Consider the following 16,757-nt stretch of genomic DNA (forward strand, 5'->3'; position numbering starts at 1 on the left):
ATGCTGCGGCGCTGGCGCGAGCGTGGCACCAGCCCATCCGCCGCCGTACGGCCTCCCAGGCCGCCCGCCGGCATCCGCGCACCCCGGCAAGTTGCCTGCCGCGGGGGCGATCCGGGGCGCAACTCCCATGGGCCATGCGCCTTATCGAGCCGTTCTACTGAAGCCTGAGCAAGGACATCTTGAGCACCACCCTGTACGTCCGCCTGCCGCACCGGCCGCATGACCAGCCGCAACCGTGGCAGTTTGGGGCCCTGCCGTTTGCGCTGGTGCGCACGGCCCTGGCCGACCCTGCACGGCGCGGCCAGGCTCGTGCTGCGCCGGAAGTGTTGCGAGAAGGCCACGCCCGCATCGCCGACCTGCCGGCAGCCGAGCGCCTGGTGCTGATCCTGGCCGCCAGCGACGTACTGCTGACCAGCGCCAGCGTGCCGCCGCTGCCGCCCGCGCGTTTGAAACAGGCGCTGCCCAACCTGGTCGAGGATGCGCTCGCCACCGATGCCCAGCCATGCCATATCGGCATTGGCCCCGCGCTCGACGGCAGCACCCCCGCCCGTGGACCGCGCGGGCCCCGCCAGCGCTTGCTGATGGTGGCCGACCGCGCCTGGCTGCGCGCAGTGCTGGATGCCTTCGCCGAACACCAGCATCGCCGCCGCCATGTGCTGGCCGCGCAGTTGTGCGTGCCGCTGGCCGCGCTCCCCGAAGAAGAAGCCGGCGCCGAGCCGACGCTTGCGCCGGCTGACGACGTACCGGCACCGGTCCAGCCGGCCACGCTGGTGGTCGAAGCCGCCGCCAGTGCGCTGGCCCAAAGCGACGCCCTGGGCGCGGAATCGGGCGGCGAGTTGCTGGACACCGCGGCGGCCGCCAAGGCCCGCCAGTGGCAGCTGACCGTGCGCACCAGTGCGCACGCTGGCTACGGCCTGCTGCTGGGCGACGACGCCCTGGCCGCCTGGCAGGCACTCGCGCCCGACGGCACCTGGTATGCCGATGCCGACGCCGCCGCGATGGCGCCGGTGCCCGGCCTGCGCCAGGCCACCCGCGCCGGCTGGCGGCTGTGGATCGACGGCGCACAGGACTGCCTGCGCGAGCCGGCGCTGGACCTGGCGCAATTTGAGTTCGCGCAGGGCCGCGCCGACCGCTGGAACCTGGTGGCGTGGCGCCTGCCGCTGGCGCTGCTGGCCGGCATCGTGCTGGTCCAGATCATCGGCATGAACACGCACTGGCTGCTGCTGCGCAACGAGCAGCAGCGGCTGGAAGCCGCGCAGCTGCAGACGCTGCACAGCGCCTTCCCGCAGATCCAGACGGTGCTCGATGCACCGCTGCAGATGCGCCGGCAGGTCGAGCAGCTGCGCATCGCCAGCGGCCGCAGCACCCCCGAAGACTTCCTGCCGCTGGCCGACCGCTTCGCCCAGGCCGCGCGCCGGCTGCCGCCCGACGCGCTGCAGGCGCTGGAGTACCGCAGCCGCGTGCTGGTGGTGACGCTCAAGCCCGGCACGGACACGGCCGGCCTGCGCAATGCGGCGCGCCAGGCAGGGCTGCAGATGGAAGAAGACAAGGCCGGCAATGCGTCGGGCAGCACTGGCATCAGTGCCGGCACGCCGGTGACACCCGGCTCGCGCTGGACCATCAAGCCCGGCCTGTAACCGGCGCACGAGCAATATGAACCCATTGAAAGACTCTGCCCGCAGCCAGACGCCACGCGCCAGCCGGCCGGGCGCGACCCCGGGCGCCTCCGCGCTGCGCGCACGCCTGGCGCGGATGCGCCCGTCCGTGCCGCCGGCGTGGCAGGAACGCTTCAACGCCTTCTGGTCGGCGCGCAATCCGCGCGAGCAGGCCATCCTGGCCGGCGGCGGCGCGGTGCTGGTGCTGGTGATCGGCTACCTGCTGCTGTGGGAGCCGGCGGCCGACGGCCGCGAGCGGGTCGCGCGCAACCTGCCCAAGCTGCGTGCCGACCTGGCCGAAATGGAAACGCTGGCGCAGGAAGCCCGCGGCATGAAGGCCACGCCCGCGTCGTCCCTGCGCGGCGACGCGCTGACGCAGGCGCTGCAGGATAGCCTGGGCCAGTACGGCCTGAAGGCCACGCGGCTGGCCGCCGGCGCCGACAACAACGTGCAGGTGCAGCTGGACAAGGTACCCTTCGGCGCGGTCAGCAGCTGGCTGCAGGACATGCGCCAGCAGCAGCGCCTGAAGGTGGTCGATGCCCGCATCGTCTATGTCGGCGCCACGGCGCTGGTGAACGTCACCGCGACCCTGCAGGGTCCGGGCGGACGCAGTTGATGGTACGGCTGGAAACCCTGCGCCTGCCACGCCGCGCGCTGCGCCAGCCGGCCACGTGGCGGCGCCTGCGCTGGCTCGGCCTGGGCCTGGCGACCGCCGCGGTGACCACGGTGGCGATGCTGCCGGCGACATGGATCGCCGCGCGCGTGGCCGCGCAGACGCAGGGGCGGGTACTGCTGGCCGATGCCAGCGGCTCGCTGTGGCATGGCAGCGCCACGCTGGCACTGTCGGCCGGCGCCGGCAGCCAGACCGCCACCGTGCTGCCCGGCCGGCTGCAATGGACGCTGGCATTCTGGCCGCTCCTGACTGGCCGCGCACAGGTGGTGCTGAGCCACTCCGAGGCCATGGCCGCGCCGGTGGCCGTCACCGCGACGCCGCTGGGCTGGACCGCACAGTCCGGCGCCATCCGGCTGCCCGCGTCGCTGCTGGAAGGCGTTGGCGCGCCGTTCAACACCCTGCGCCCGGACGGGCTGATGCGCGTGGACTGGTCCACGCTGCAGGGACGTTTTTCGGGCAAGGGCATGAGCGGCCATATGACGCTGCGCATCGAGCAGGTGTCGGCCGCGGTCAGCCGGCTGCGCCCGCTGGGCAGCTATCGCGCGGAAATCGACTGGACCGGCGAAGGCGGCGGCAAGCTGCAACTGAGCACCATCGCGGGCCCGCTGCACCTGGAGGGCAGCGGCACGCTCGGGCGGCAGGCCCGCTTCGAAGGCACGGCGCACGCGGAGCCTGAAGCGGCCACGCAGCTGACCAGCCTGCTGAGCCTGCTGGGACGACGAGACAACAATGTGACTAGGCTGCAGTTCTGATGCCACGCAGAGCCGGCAGCCCTCGGAAATGACTATGAAAACCCACGCCACCCGACCTGTTTTCCAGACCGCCTGCGCCCGCGCCGTGGTCCTGCTGTGCGGGCTCTCCCTGCTGGCGCCCGCGCCCCTGTGGGCCCAGCCCGGGGCGCGCACCGGCACGCCGCCGGCGCCGCCGGACGTGACGCCGGCCAACCGCGACCAGGTGGTGCTGAACTTCGTCAACGCCGATCTCGACTCGGTGATCAAGGCGGTCGGCCAGGCCACCGGCAAGAACTTCGTGATCGACCCGCGCGTGAAGGGCACGGTCAACCTGGTCACCGAGCAGCCGGTATCGCGCGCGCAGGCGCTGCAGACGCTGGGGTCGGTGCTGCGCATGCAGGGCTATGCCATGGTCGAGAGCAATGGCTTCACCAAGGTCGTGCCCGAAGCCGATGCCAAGCTGCAGGGCTCGCCCACCGTGATCGGCGGCAGCCCCAGCCGCGGCGACCAGGTGGTGACGCAGGTGTTCCGGCTGAACTATGAATCGGCCAACAACCTGGTGCCGGTGCTGCGGCCGATGATCGCGCCCAACAACACCATCACCGCCTACCCGGCCAACAACACGCTGGTCATCACCGACTACGCCGACAACCTGCGCCGCATCGCGCGCATCATCGCCGCGGTCGATGCGCCGGCCGCCGGCGAGGTCGAGCTGGTGCCGCTCAAACACGCCCTGGCCAGCGATACCGCGGCGGTGCTGCAGAAGCTGCTCGACCCCGGCGCCGCAGGCGCGGCCGGCGGCGGCGCGCCGGGCGTGGACGCCAGCCTGCGCACCTCGGTGGTGGCGGAGCCGCGCAGCAATGCGCTGATGATCCGCGCCACCAGCCGCGCGCGCCTGCAGCAGGCACGCCTGCTGATCGAGAAGCTCGACCAGCCCTATGCACGTCCGGGCAATATCTGGGTAGTGCCGCTGAAAAATGCCGATGCGGTCAAGCTGGCGGCCACGCTGCGCGCCATCGTCGCCGCCGACAGCAGCTTTGCCAGCGCCACCCAGCCTGGCGGGCAGGCCGGCGGCATTGGCGGCGCGGCGGGCCTGACCAATGTCTCGACGCCCGCGGGCGGGCAGTTCACCGGCGGCGCCACCGCCACCCAGACCAGCACGCGCGGCGGCGCCGGCAGCAGCGGCTCGGGCGGGGCCTATGGCAATTCGGCCTTCGCCGCATCGTTCGGCACCAATACCCAGCCGGCCACCGGCGGCATCATCCAGGCCGATGCCTCCACCAATTCGCTGATCATCACCGCCAGCGAGCCGGTCTACCGCAACCTGCGCGGCGTGATCGACGATCTCGACGCGCGCCGCGCGCAGGTCTATATCGAGTCGATGATCGTTGAGGTCACGGCCACCCAGGCGAGCCAGCTCGGCATCCAGTGGCAAGGCCTGATCAGCTCCCCGGGCGGCAACACCAACGTCTTTGCCGGCACCAACTTCGGCACCGGCGGGCAGAACATCCTGAACCTGTCGCTGGCCGGGGCGCTGTACAACAGCAACCACACCGCCGGCATCGCCGCGGCGCAGCAGCTGGTGCAGGACGTGGGCGGCCTGAACCTGGGCGTCGTCAACAAGGCGCTGGGCCTGGGCGCGCTGCTGCGCGCGCTGGGCACCAACGGCAGCGTCAACCTGCTGTCCACGCCGAACCTGATCACTCTGGAAAACGAGGAAGCCAAGATCCTGATCGGCCAGAACATCCCGATCACCACCGGCTCCTATGCCCAGACCGGGGCCGCTGCCTCGGTCACGCCGTTCCAGACCTTCGACCGCAAGGACGTGGGCATCACGCTGCGCGTGAAGCCGCAGATCACCGACGGCGGCCTGGTGAAGATGCAGATCTTCCAGGAATCGTCATCGGTGGTGCAGTCGACCGCCAACCTGATCCAGGGCCCGACCACCAACGTGCGCTCGATCGAGACCAACGTGCTGGTCGACGACGGCCAGATCATCGTGCTGGGGGGCCTGATCGAGGACTCGTATGGCGACGGCGTGCAGAAGGTGCCGCTGCTGGGCGATATCCCATGGATCGGCGGCCTGTTCCGCTACGAGAACAAGAACCGCTCCAAGACCAACCTGCTGGTGTTCCTGCGCCCCTATGTGATGCGCACTGCCAGCGCCGCCGACCGTCTGACGCAGGACCGCTACGACTATATGCGCGCGCAGCAGCAGGAGTTTGTATCGCCTAACATCATGGTGCGGGATACGAATACGCCGTTGCTGCCACCGGCCGACGCGCCGACCACGCCGTTCGTCGATCCGCGTTCGAACGGCCCGGTTGCCACCCCGCTGCCCCTGCCGCAGAGTGCGCCGCAGCCGGGCGTGCCGGGCCAGCCACAGCCCGAGCAGCAGGTCCCGCAGCAGGTACCTCAGCAAGCGCCGCAGCCGTTCAACCAGCGCGGTGAATCCGCGCTCCCAAACTGAGCCCCGACATGGCCAGCGAAGTCCAAACTGCCCTCCCCGCCGGCGCCAATGCGCAGGCCGAGACTCTGGAGCCGCCCTCGCCGATGGCGGCGCGGATGGTCTCGTACGGCTTTGCGCGCGAGGCGCCGCTGCTGATCGCGCACCAGCGCCCCGACGGGCTGGAAGTGTGGGTGAGCCGCGCCACCTCGCCGACGGCCCTGGCCGAAGTGGCGCGCGTGCACGGCGCGCTGCGCTTGCGCGTGCTGGAGCCCGAGGCGCTGGAGCGCGCCATGTCCGACGCCTACCACCGCCAGGACGGCAGCGCCGCGCAGGTGGTCGGCGAAGTCGAGGGCGAGGTCGACCTGTCGCGCCTGATGCAGGACATCCCGGCAGTGGAAGACCTGCTGGAATCCGAGGACGACGCGCCGATCATCCGCATGATCAATGCGCTGCTGACGCAGGCGGCGCGCGAAGGCGCATCGGACATCCATATCGAGCCGTTCGAATCGTCGTCGGTGGTGCGCTTCCGCGTGGACGGCACGCTGCGCGACGTGGTGCGGCCCAAGAAAGCGCTGCACGGCGCGTTGATCTCGCGCATCAAGATCATGGCGCAGCTCGACATTGCCGAGAAACGCCTGCCGCAGGATGGCCGCATCACGCTGCGCGTGGGCGGGCGTCCAGTGGACGTGCGCGTCTCGACCCTGCCCACCGGCCACGGCGAGCGCGCGGTGCTGCGTTTGCTGGACAAGGAAGCCGGCCGCCTGGACCTGGCCAAGCTGGGCATGGCGCCCGGCACGCTGCGCGGCTTCGACCACCTGATCCGCCAGCCGCACGGCATCGTGCTGGTGACCGGGCCGACCGGCTCGGGCAAGACCACCACGCTGTATGCCGCGCTGTCGCGGCTGGATGCGCGCGCCACCAACATCATGACGGTGGAAGACCCGATCGAATACGACCTGGACGGCATCGGCCAGACCCAGGTCAACCCGCGCATTGACATGACCTTTGGCAAGGCCTTGCGCGCAATCCTGCGCCAGGACCCGGACGTGGTCATGATCGGCGAAATCCGCGACCTGGAAACCGCGCAGATCGCGGTGCAGGCTTCGCTGACCGGCCACCTGGTGCTGGCCACGCTGCACACCAACGACTCGGCCTCGGCGGTGACGCGGCTGGTCGACATGGGGATCGAGCCGTTCCTGTTGTCGTCGTCGCTGCTGGGCGTGCTGGCGCAGCGGCTGGTACGGCGCCTGTGCCCGCACTGCAAGCGCGAGGAAGTGATCGAGGTCACGCCCGCCGAGGCCGACGTGCTGCTCGCGCAGGGCAAGCCGCTGCAAAAGGTGTGGCATCCGGTGGGCTGCGACCGGTGCGGCCAGTCGGGCTACCAGGGCCGCATGGGCGTGTATGAGCTGCTGACGGTCGATGACGAGATCCGCACCATGATCCACCGGCAGGCGCCGGAGTCAGAGATCAAGCAGGTGGCGCTGGCGCACGGCATGCACACCATGCGCGGCGACGCGCAGCGCTGGGTCGACAGCGGCGCGACTTCGCTCGAGGAAGTGCTGCGCGTGACAGGCGACTAAGGCGGAGCCGCCCCGATGCCAGCTTTCCGCTACGAAGCCGCCGACGCCGCCGGCAAGACCGACCGCGGCGTGATCGAGGCCGACAGCCCGCGCCAGGCGCGCACGCAACTGCGCGCGCGCGGGCTGACGCCGCTGACTGTCGACCCGCTGGCCGGCGCCGGCCTGGCCCCGCGCCGCGGCAGCCTGTTGTTCGCGCGCAAGCTGTCGACGCAGGAGCAGGCGCTGTTCACGCGCCAGCTGGCCAGCCTGATCGTGGCCGGCCTGCCGCTGGACGAGGCGCTGGGGGCACTGGCCGACCAGGCCGAGCGCGCCTATGTGCATGAACTGCTGGCCGGCATCCGCGCCGAAGTCATGGGCGGCAGCTCGCTGTCAGTGGCGCTGGCGCAGCATCCACGCGACTTCCCCGACATCTACCGCGCGCTGGTTTCGGCCGGCGAGCATTCCGGCCACCTGGGGCTGGTGCTGGAGCGGCTGGCGGGCTATATCGAATCGCGCAACACGCTGACCTCGAAGATCCGGCTGGCCTTTACCTACCCGGCCATCGTCACCGTGGTGGCGTTCGCGATCGTGATCTTCCTGCTGTCGTACGTGGTGCCGCAGGTGGTGAGCGTGTTCGCCAATACCAAACAGAAGCTGCCGACACTGACCATCGTCATGCTGTGGCTGTCGGACTTCGTGCGCAACTGGTGGTGGGCCGCGCTGGCCGTAATCGTGGTGGTCGCATTCGGCATCCGCCGGCTGCTGCGCCAGCCCGCGGTGCGGCTCGAATGGCACCGCTGGCTGCTGACCGCGCCGCTGCTGGGCAAGCTGGTGCGCGGCTACAACACCGCGCGCTTCGCCGGCACGCTGGCGATCCTGGTGTCGGCGGGCGTGCCGATCCTGCGCAGCCTGCAGGCCGCGGGCGAGACCCTGACCAACGAGGCGCTGCGCGCCAATGTGGAAGACGCCAACACGCGCGTGCGCGAAGGCGCCTCGCTGGCGCGCGCGCTGGCGGCGCAGAACCAGTTCCCGCCGGTGCTGGTGCACCTGATCCGCTCGGGCGAAGCCACCGGCAACCTGCCGATCATGCTCGACCGCGCCGCCGAGAGCGAAGCGCAGGAACTGGAACGCCGCACGCTGTTCCTGACCAGCCTGCTGGAGCCGCTGCTGATCCTGACCATGGGGGTGGTGGTGCTGCTGATCGTGCTGGCGGTGCTGATGCCGATTATCGAGATCAATCAGCTGGTGCGGTAAGGGCTGCGCCAAAAAGAAAACGCCGGCAATGCCGGCGTTTTCTTTTTGGCGCATGCGGCCGGAATCAGGCCGGCCCGCCAGCTCACTCCGCCTTCTTGCTCGGGCGCTTGCGCGTCTTCCGGGCCGGTGCGGGCGCCGGCGCGGCTTCGGCGGCTGCCGGCTCGGGCTGCCGCTCGTGTTCGGCTTCGACCTGTGCCGTCAGCACGGTAGTGCCGGGCGCGGCGAAAATCGACTGGTCGATCGGCCACGGCGTTTCGCTCAGCGTCACGTCGGGGCGGCGCGTGGCACGCTTGCGCGCGGGGCGGCCCTTGGGTTCGGCCTGCGGCGCAGCTTCGACCACTGGCTCGGCAGCCGGCTCCGACTCGACGACATCGGCGGCGAAAACCGCCAGCTCGGCCACGGGTTCGCGAACTGGCGCCGGTTCAGGTGCCGCCTCCGGCTGCAAGACGACAGGCGCAGGCGGATCCGCAGGCACGGGCGCCGGTGCCGGCTGGCGGCGCGCTTCAGGCTGCGCCGGGCGCGGCGCCTGCTGTTGCGACTGCTGTTGCGACTGCTGTTGCGACTGCTGTTGCGACTGCTGTTGCGACTGCTGTTGCTGCTGCGGCTGCTGGCCCCGGCCATCCCCTTCGCCTCCGCCCTTGGCGCGCTTCTTCAGCCGCACCCAGATGGTCTTGTTGTTGCCGCCGTTGCGGGTCTCGACCTCGAACAGGCCGGTGGACAGCACCAGCTCAGAAAGCTTGCCGTAGCCGTAGTTGCGCGAGTCGAATTCCGGCGCCTGCTTGGCAATGTGGTTGCCCATGCTGCCCAGCGTGAGCCAGCCGTCTTCGTCCGACACGGCCTGCGCCGCGTTCTGCAGCAGGCGCACCAGGCGCGAGTCCTGGCGCAGTTCGCCGGTGCTGCGCTTGCGCGTGGGGGCGGCGGCCCCGTCAGCCCCTTCGGCACCTTCCGAATCCGCATCCGCGCGCAGCACGTCGGAGTAGATGAACTTGTCGCAGGCGGTGACAAAGGGCTTGGGCGTCTTGCGCTCGCCAAAGCCGTACACGGTCAGGCCCTGCTCGCGGATGCGCGAGGCCAGGCGGGTGAAGTCGCTGTCGCTGGAGACGATGCAGAAGCCGTCAAAGCGCCCGGTGTACAGCAGGTCCATGGCGTCGATGATCATGGCGCTATCGGTGGCGTTCTTGCCCACGGTGTAGCGGAACTGCTGGATCGGCTGGATCGAGTGCGACAGCAGGCGCTCCTTCCAGCCGGCCAGGTTGGGCCGGGTCCAGTCTCCGTAGATGCGCTTGACGGCGGCAACGCCGTACTTGGCGACCTCGGCCAGCAGGCCTTCGACGATGGCGGGCGCCGCGTTGTCGGCGTCGATCAGCACGGCCAGGGTCGCGGTGCCCTGGCGGGGGGAATTGGTCATGTTCAGGTGGTCACTGGTTTGCCCGTCTCGCTTTATCTCATCGGGACGCGCAATCGGAATACGGGTTGCACCAGGCTGGCGCGGCAAAGGTGGCCGGAATGTGGCCCATCGCAGACCGCCGGGGTACACACGCCGGCAATCTCGATGCAACGCAGTGTACACGCGAACCCCTGTCCATACGGGAAATCACGGGCGCAACGGGCACGCTTTGTGCTGCATTGCAAGGTACCGCCACACCAGTGGCGGTGCTACCATGCCGCGCAGAGACACAACCGTCCGGCGCCTTCACAAGAGGCCACGAGGCGGTTGCCCACAACTGTAGGTGTCGGTGATCCCGACAGCACGCCCATAGAGGAGCACCTATGAATGCCCCCCTGACCTCCCCGGTCAGCGACGCCATCCGCCGCGCGCTCGAAAACGTTTCCCTCGAAGACAAATACACGCTGGAGCGTGGCCGCATCTATATCAGCGGCACGCAGGCCCTGGTACGCCTGCCGATGCTGCAGCAGGAACGCGACCGTACTGCCGGGCTGAACACCGCCGGCTTTATCTCCGGCTACCGGGGCTCGCCGCTGGGCGCGCTGGACCTGTCGCTGTGGAAAGCCAAGAAGCACCTCGCCGCGCACAATATCGTGTTCCAGGCCGGCCTGAACGAAGACCTGGCCGCGACCTCGGTGTGGGGCTCGCAGCAGGTCAACATGTACCCGGACGCGAAGTTCGACGGTGTCTTCGGCATGTGGTACGGCAAGGGTCCGGGCGTAGACCGCACCGGCGACGTGTTCAAGCACGCAAACTCGGCGGGCTCCTCCAGGCACGGCGGCGTGCTGGTGCTGGCCGGCGACGACCATTCGGCCAAGTCCTCGACCCTGGCGCACCAGTCCGAGCATATCTTCAAGGCCTGCGGCCTGCCGGTGCTGTATCCGTCCAACGTGCAGGAATACCTGGACTACGGCCTGCACGGCTGGGCCATGAGCCGCTACTCCGGGCTATGGGTGGCGATGAAGTGCGTGACCGACGTGGTGGAATCGTCGGCCTCGGTGGAGCTGGACCCGCACCGCGTTGAGATCGCGCTGCCGGGCGACTTCATCATGCCGCCGGGCGGCCTGAACATCCGCTGGCCGGACCCGCCGCTGGAACAGGAAGCGCGCCTGCTCGACTACAAGTGGTACGCCGGCCTGGCCTATGTGCGCGCCAACAAGATCGACCGCATCGAGATCGATTCGCCGCACGCGCGCTTCGGCATCATGACCGGCGGCAAGGCCTACCTGGACACGCGCCAGGCACTGGCCGACCTGGGCCTGGACGATGCCACCTGCGCGCAGATCGGCATCCGGCTGTACAAGGTGGGCTGCGTGTGGCCGCTCGAGGCACAGGGCGCGCGCGCCTTTGCCGAAGGCCTGCAGGAAATCCTGGTGGTGGAAGAGAAGCGCCAGATCATGGAGTACGCGCTCAAGGAAGAGCTGTACAACTGGCGCGACGACGTGCGCCCCAGGGTCTACGGCAAGTTCGACGAGAAGGACAATGCGGGCGGCGAATGGTCGATCCCGCAAAGCAACTGGCTGCTGCCGGCGCACTATGAGCTGTCGCCGGCGATCATCGCCAAGGCCATCGCCACGCGCCTGGACAAGTTCGAGCTGCCGATGGACGTGCGCGCGCGCATCACCGCGCGCCTGGCCATCATCGAAGCCAAGGAGAAGGCGCTGGCCACGCCGCGCGTCACTGCGGAGCGCAAGCCGTGGTTCTGCTCCGGCTGCCCGCACAACACCTCGACCAACGTGCCCGAAGGCTCGCGCGCGCTGGCCGGCATCGGCTGCCACTACATGACGGTGTGGATGGACCGCAGCACCAGCACCTTCAGCCAGATGGGCGGCGAAGGCGTGGCGTGGATCGGCCAGGCGCCGTTCGCGGGCGACAAGCATGTGTTCGCCAACCTGGGCGACGGCACCTACTTCCACTCCGGCCTGCTGGCGATCCGCGCGTCGATCGCGGCCAACGTCAACATCACCTACAAGATCCTGTACAACGATGCGGTGGCCATGACCGGCGGCCAGCCGGTGGACGGCGAGCTGTCGGTGCGGGACATCGCCTGGCAGGTGCACAGCGAGGGCGCGAAGAAGATCGTCATCGTCAGCGACCAGCCGGAGAAGTACAACGCGGCGATCAAGCTGCCGCAGGGCATCGACATCCATCACCGCGACCAGCTCGACAGCGTGCAGCGCGAACTGCGCGAGGTGCCGGGCTGCACCATCCTGATCTACGACCAGACCTGCGCCACCGAGAAGCGCCGCCGCCGCAAGCGCGGCACTATGGAAGACCCGCAACGCCGCGCCTTTATCAACGACGCGGTGTGCGAGGGCTGCGGCGACTGCTCGGTCAAGTCGAACTGCCTGTCGGTGGAACCGCTGGAAACGGATTTCGGCACCAAGCGGCAGATCAACCAGTCGTCATGCAACAAGGACTTTTCGTGCGTGAACGGCTTCTGCCCCAGCTTTGTCACGGCCGAGGGCGCGCAGGTGCGCAAGCCCGAGCAGCATGGCGTGTCGATGGGCAACCTGCCAGCGCTGCCTGAGCCGGAGCTGCCGGCGATCCGCCGCGCCTACGGCATCCTCGTGACCGGCGTGGGCGGCACCGGCGTGGTCACCATCGGCGGCCTGCTCGGCATGGCCGCGCACCTGGAGAACAAGGGCGTCACCGTGCTCGACATGGCGGGCCTGGCGCAGAAAGGCGGCGCGGTGCTGTCGCACGTGCAGCTGGCCGCGCGCCCCGACGACCTGCACGCCACCCGCATCGCCATGGGCGAGGCGGACCTGGTGATCGGCTGCGATGCGATCGTGTCGGCCACCGACGAGGTCATCTCCAAGACCCAGGCCGGCCGCACCCGCGCCGTGGTCAACACCGCGCAGACCCCGACCGCCGACTTCATCAAGAACCCGAAGTGGCAGTTCCCGGGCCTGTCGGCCGAGCAGGACGTGCGCACCGCCGTCGGCGAGAAGTGCGACTTCATCAATGCCAGCGGCCTGGCCGTGGCGCTGCTGGGCGATGCCATCTACACCAACCCGCTGGTGCTGGGCTATGCCTGGCAGAAGGGCTGGATCCCGCTGACGCTGCAGGCACTTGAGCGCGCCATCGAACTGAACGGCGTGGCGGTCGAGAAGAACAAGGCCGCGTTCGACTGGGGCCGCCACATGGCGCACGACCCCGAGCACGTGCTGTCGCTGACCGGCAAGCTGAAGACCACCGCCGAAGGCGCCGAAGTGGTCAAGCTGCCGACCTCGACCGGCGCCATGCTCGAGAAGCTGGTGGCCCGCCGCATGGAACACCTGACCGCGTACCAGGACGCCGCCTACGCGCGCACCTACCGCGAAGCCATCGACCGCGTGCGCGCGGCCGAGAGCACGCTGGCGGGCAGCGGCAAGGCGCTGCCGCTGACCGAAGCGGCGGCGCGCAACCTGGCCAGGCTGATGGCGTACAAGGACGAGTACGAAGTGGCGCGGCTCTACACCGACCCGGTCTTCCTCGACAAACTGCGCGCGCAGTTCGAAGGCGAGCCGGGACGCGACTACCAGCTCAACTTCTGGCTGGCGCCCCCGGTGAGCGCGAAGCGCGACGACAAGGGCCACCTGGTCAAGCGCAAGTTCGGTCCGTCGACAATGAAGCTGTTCCGCGTGCTGGCCAAGATGAAGGGCCTGCGCGGCGGTGCCTTCGACATCTTTGGCAAGACCGCAGAGCGCCGCACCGAGCGCGCATTGATCGGCGAGTACCGTGCCTTGCTAGATGAGCTGGTAGCGGGGCTCAATGCCGCCAATCACGACACCGCGGTGGCACTGGCCAACCTGCCGGACGACATCCGCGGCTTCGGGCACGTGAAGGAAAACAACCTGAAGGCGGTACGCGGGCACTGGGCGAAGCTGCTGGAGCAGTTCCGCCATCCGGAGACGGCGCAGCGCGCGGCCTGACGGCCACGGCACCACACGACGGCCTCGCTGTGCATGCAGCGAGGCCGTCGTGATTTCAGGGCTGCGCCAGCGTGGCCTCGCCCGGCTTCACATACATCGAGTTGCGCGGCTGCGCCAGCACGCGCCGCACCATCGGTTCGAAGAAAGACAGCGGCAGCGTGTCGTAGTCCGTCATGAACGCGGCGCCGTCGTACTTGCGGCAGAACTCCGCGGTGCGTTCGAACAGCTCGGGCTGGCTGCGGTACTGCTCGCGCAGGTTGCGGTCCAGGCCGAGGTGATGGAAGAAGTAGTAGCCCTGGAACACGCCGTGCTTTTCCACCATCCACAGGTTCTCGGCACTGACAAAGGGCTTGAGGATGGCGGCGGCGATATCGGGATGGTTGAAGCTGCCGAGCGTATCGCCGATATCGTGCAGCAGCGCGCAGACCACGTACTCTTCGTCCTGGCCGTCGCGGTGCGCCAGCGTTGCGGTCTGTAGCGAATGCGTGAGCCGGTCCACCGGGAAGCCGCCGCAATCGCCGTCCAGCAGCCGCAGGTGCGCCAGCACGCGATCCGGCAGCGCCCGCGCGAACGGCATGAACTCGGCGGAGATGGCGGCCCAGTCTTCGCGGGTGCCGTGGTCCATATGGCTGAAGGTGGCGCGTGCGGGCGCGTGGATGTCTCTCATGCGGGTCTCCTTTTGTTGGCGTGTGCGCGATGGCCGCGCGTCGTCTCGCCGTGTTTTGCAGGCATTGTGGCACCTGCAGCGGCGCTACACTGTCAAAAAGCTAACAATGTGCCGGCATATTGCGGCGCAGCAGCCGTTGATGTAATTCGCCCGAGCGGTACCCAAGCCCAAGGAGACAACATGACGTTCCACGGAAGCTGCCACTGCGGCGCCGTTGCCTTCGAAGTGGAGGCCGACAGCATCCCCAGCGTGATCCGCTGCAACTGCTCGATCTGCCGCCGGCGCGGCCACCTGATGTGGTTCGTGCCGCGCGCGGCCTTCAAGCTGGAGACGCCGGAGAGCAATGCCTCCACCTATCGCTTCAACACCATGAAGATCGCACACCGCTTCTGCCCGGTGTGCGGCTGCGGCCCATATGCGGACGGACAGGACAAGGACGGCAGGCCGATGGCCGCGGTCAATGTGCGCTGCCTGGACAATGTCGACCTCGATAGCCTGAAGGTCATCGACTATGACGGGCTGCACCACTGACGCCATGTTCCGCATCCTCGGCATCGACCACCTGGTGCTGCGCAGCGCCGACGTGGCGGCGCTGCGGCGCTTCTATGTCGACGTACTGGGCTGCAGCGTGGAACGCGAGCAAGCCGACCTGGGCCTGACGCAGCTGCGCGCGGGCAGCGGCCTGATCGACCTGGTCGCGCTCGACGGCCCGCTGGGCCGCGCCGGCGGCGCGGGGCCGGGCGCGGAGGGCCGCAACCTGGACCACTTCTGCCTGCGCATCGACCCTTTCGATGCCGACGCGCTGCGGGCGCAGCTGGCGCGGCATGGCGTGGACGCCGGCGAGGTGGCGCAGCGTTTCGGCGCCGAAGGCAAGGGGCCGTCGCTCTATGTGCGGGACCCGGACGGCAATGTGGTCGAGCTCAAGGGACCGCCCGCGCCGGAGACCGCACAGTAACGCGCACGCGGGCGTATAGCCGCGCACAGCGTGCGCGCAGGATCGCTACAATTTCCAGCTGGCCCCACGCGCCGCCATCCATGGCGACCACCCCCGCCGGGCCCGCCATGACTACAGCAGAAGCCAGCTCCGACCCGGACGCCGCCAGCACCAACCCAGACGCCAGCCCGGCTCGCGCCGGACCAGCGCCCCCCCCGCAGCTCACCACGCCGCCGCGCCGGCTGGTCTGGATCCTCGGCCTGACCGAGACCATCTCCTGGGGCACGCTGTTCTTCGCCTTCACTGTCTTCATCGACCCCATGATCCGCAGCCTGGGCTGGTCCAAGCCCTTCCTGGCGGGCGGCTATTCGCTGGGGCTGCTGGTGTGGGCGCTGTGCTCGTTCGCCGTGGGCCGGCTGCTGGACCGTGCGCCGGCGCGCAAGGTGATGGGCGCGGGCTCGGTGCTGGCCGGGCTGGGCCTGCTGCTGTGGGCGTGGACACCGTCGCAGCCCGTGTTCCTGCTGATGTGGGTGCCGATCGGGCTGGCCATGGCGACCACGCTGTACGAGCCCGCCTTCGTGGTGCTGCGCCAGGCCTACGGCGACCAGTACCAGAAGCCGATCGTGGCGGTCACGCTGATGGCCGGCTTTGCCAGCACGATCTTCGTGCCGCTGGCCCAATGGCTGGTGATCCACCTGGGCTGGCGCCCGACACTGATCGGCTTTGCCGCACTGAACCTGCTGGTCTGCGCGCCGCTGCACGCGCGCATGCGCTACGCGCTGCATCCCACCTACACTGGCATGACTCCCGCCGACGGCCAGGCCGACAGCCGCGGCATTGCCCGCGCCACGCTGCGCCAGCCGGTGTTCTGGGCAGTGGTGCTGGCCTTTACCGCGACCGCGGTGGTGGCCTCGCTGCTGGGCGCGCACCTGATCCCGATGCTGACCGAAAAGGGCATGCCGGTGGCGCAGCAACTGGTGGTGGCCGCGCTGATCGGCCCGGCCCAGGTGGTGGGCCGCATGCTGATGATGCGCGCGGGCGTGCGCCACCCGGTGCGGCTGTCGCTGCCGGTCTATGTGCTGATGGGCGCCGGGCTGCTGTGCTTTGCGCTGGGGCACGGTGCCTGGCTGATGGTGGCCGCGGTGCTGTACGGCTGCGCCAACGGCGTCAACACCATGCTGCGCGCGATGGCCATGCCGGAGCTGATCTCGCGCCACCACTACGCCACGCTCAACGGGCTGATGATGACGCCGGTGCTGCTGATGCAGGCCGCGGCCCCATGGCTGGGCGCGCTGCTGTGGCGCGCGGCCGGCGGCTACTGGCTGATGCTGTGGGTGATGGTGGCGCTGGCGCTGGGCGCGCTGCTGGCCTTCGGCTACGCGCTGCACCGGCGCGGGCTGCTGCGCGTGGCTGCCGCCAGCGGAACTGGACAATAGGTCTTGCCGCGTGGCGCTGTCATGCCACGGCCAGG

Annotated in this window: 12 protein-coding genes; 10 read left to right on the forward strand and 2 right to left on the reverse strand. The window is 69.4% G+C overall.

Annotated elements, in window-relative coordinates; all coding sequences use genetic code 11:
• Positions 1–179: 179 nt before the first annotated feature.
• From gspL to gspF, 6 genes are read left to right on the forward strand one after another with little or no spacing between them, the layout of a single operon-like run.
• On the forward strand, positions 180–1,637 hold the full coding sequence (gspL, locus tag DN412_RS20545; RefSeq protein ID WP_115213271.1) for a type II secretion system protein GspL: 1,458 nt from the start codon (positions 180–182) through the stop codon (positions 1,635–1,637).
• 16 nt (positions 1,638–1,653) lie between these two features.
• A complete protein-coding gene (locus tag DN412_RS20550) occupies positions 1,654–2,271 on the forward strand; it encodes a type II secretion system protein M (RefSeq protein WP_115213272.1) in 618 nt (205 codons plus the stop codon).
• The gene (gene gspN / locus DN412_RS20555) at positions 2,271–3,080 is read left to right on the forward strand and encodes a type II secretion system protein N (RefSeq protein WP_115213273.1); all 810 of its coding nucleotides are present in this window, start codon (positions 2,271–2,273) and stop codon (positions 3,078–3,080) included. Before DN412_RS20550 ends, gspN begins: the two co-directional genes overlap by 1 nt.
• Positions 3,081–3,114: 34 nt before the next feature.
• Entirely contained in the window at positions 3,115–5,529 is a 2,415-nt protein-coding gene (gene gspD, locus DN412_RS20560; protein ID WP_115213274.1) for a type II secretion system secretin GspD, read from the forward strand.
• An 8-nt stretch (positions 5,530–5,537) separates the two neighbouring features.
• Complete coding sequence (gene gspE / locus DN412_RS20565; protein WP_115213275.1) at positions 5,538–7,088, forward strand: type II secretion system ATPase GspE; 1,551 nt, start codon at positions 5,538–5,540, stop codon at positions 7,086–7,088.
• Positions 7,089–7,103: 15 nt separating this feature from the next.
• A complete protein-coding gene (gspF, locus tag DN412_RS20570; protein WP_115213276.1) occupies positions 7,104–8,321 on the forward strand; it encodes a type II secretion system inner membrane protein GspF in 1,218 nt (405 codons plus the stop codon).
• An 82-nt stretch (positions 8,322–8,403) separates the two neighbouring features.
• Here the strand turns inward: gspF and DN412_RS20575 are convergent, their stop codons facing one another.
• Positions 8,404–9,729 (reverse strand): NYN domain-containing protein, encoded by a 1,326-nt coding sequence (locus DN412_RS20575; RefSeq protein WP_115213277.1) that lies wholly within the window; start codon positions 9,727–9,729, stop codon positions 8,404–8,406.
• A 362-nt stretch (positions 9,730–10,091) separates the two neighbouring features.
• On the opposite strand from DN412_RS20575, the gene DN412_RS20580 reads away from it, so the two are divergent.
• Positions 10,092–13,685 (forward strand): indolepyruvate ferredoxin oxidoreductase family protein, encoded by a 3,594-nt coding sequence (locus DN412_RS20580; protein WP_115213278.1) that lies wholly within the window; start codon positions 10,092–10,094, stop codon positions 13,683–13,685.
• A 55-nt stretch (positions 13,686–13,740) separates the two neighbouring features.
• Here the strand turns inward: DN412_RS20580 and DN412_RS20585 are convergent, their stop codons facing one another.
• Positions 13,741–14,352: an HD domain-containing protein gene (locus DN412_RS20585; RefSeq protein WP_115213279.1), complete on the reverse strand. Its 612-nt coding sequence runs from the start codon at positions 14,350–14,352 to the stop codon at positions 13,741–13,743.
• 180 nt (positions 14,353–14,532) lie between these two features.
• On the opposite strand from DN412_RS20585, the gene DN412_RS20590 reads away from it, so the two are divergent.
• The 3 genes from DN412_RS20590 to DN412_RS20600 all read left to right on the forward strand — a co-directional run bounded on the left by DN412_RS20590 (position 14,533) and on the right by DN412_RS20600 (position 16,722).
• Positions 14,533–14,883, forward strand: a complete 351-nt coding sequence (locus tag DN412_RS20590; RefSeq protein WP_078198200.1) for a GFA family protein — start codon at positions 14,533–14,535, stop codon at positions 14,881–14,883.
• A gap of 4 nt (positions 14,884–14,887) precedes the next feature.
• Positions 14,888–15,307, forward strand: a complete 420-nt coding sequence (locus tag DN412_RS20595; protein ID WP_115213329.1) for a VOC family protein — start codon at positions 14,888–14,890, stop codon at positions 15,305–15,307.
• A gap of 107 nt (positions 15,308–15,414) precedes the next feature.
• Entirely contained in the window at positions 15,415–16,722 is a 1,308-nt protein-coding gene (locus DN412_RS20600; protein WP_208647626.1) for an MFS transporter, read from the forward strand.
• Positions 16,723–16,757: the final 35 nt, after the last annotated feature.

The organism is Cupriavidus lacunae, from assembly GCF_003353055.1.
Taxonomy (GTDB): Bacteria; Pseudomonadota; Gammaproteobacteria; order Burkholderiales; family Burkholderiaceae; genus Cupriavidus; species Cupriavidus lacunae.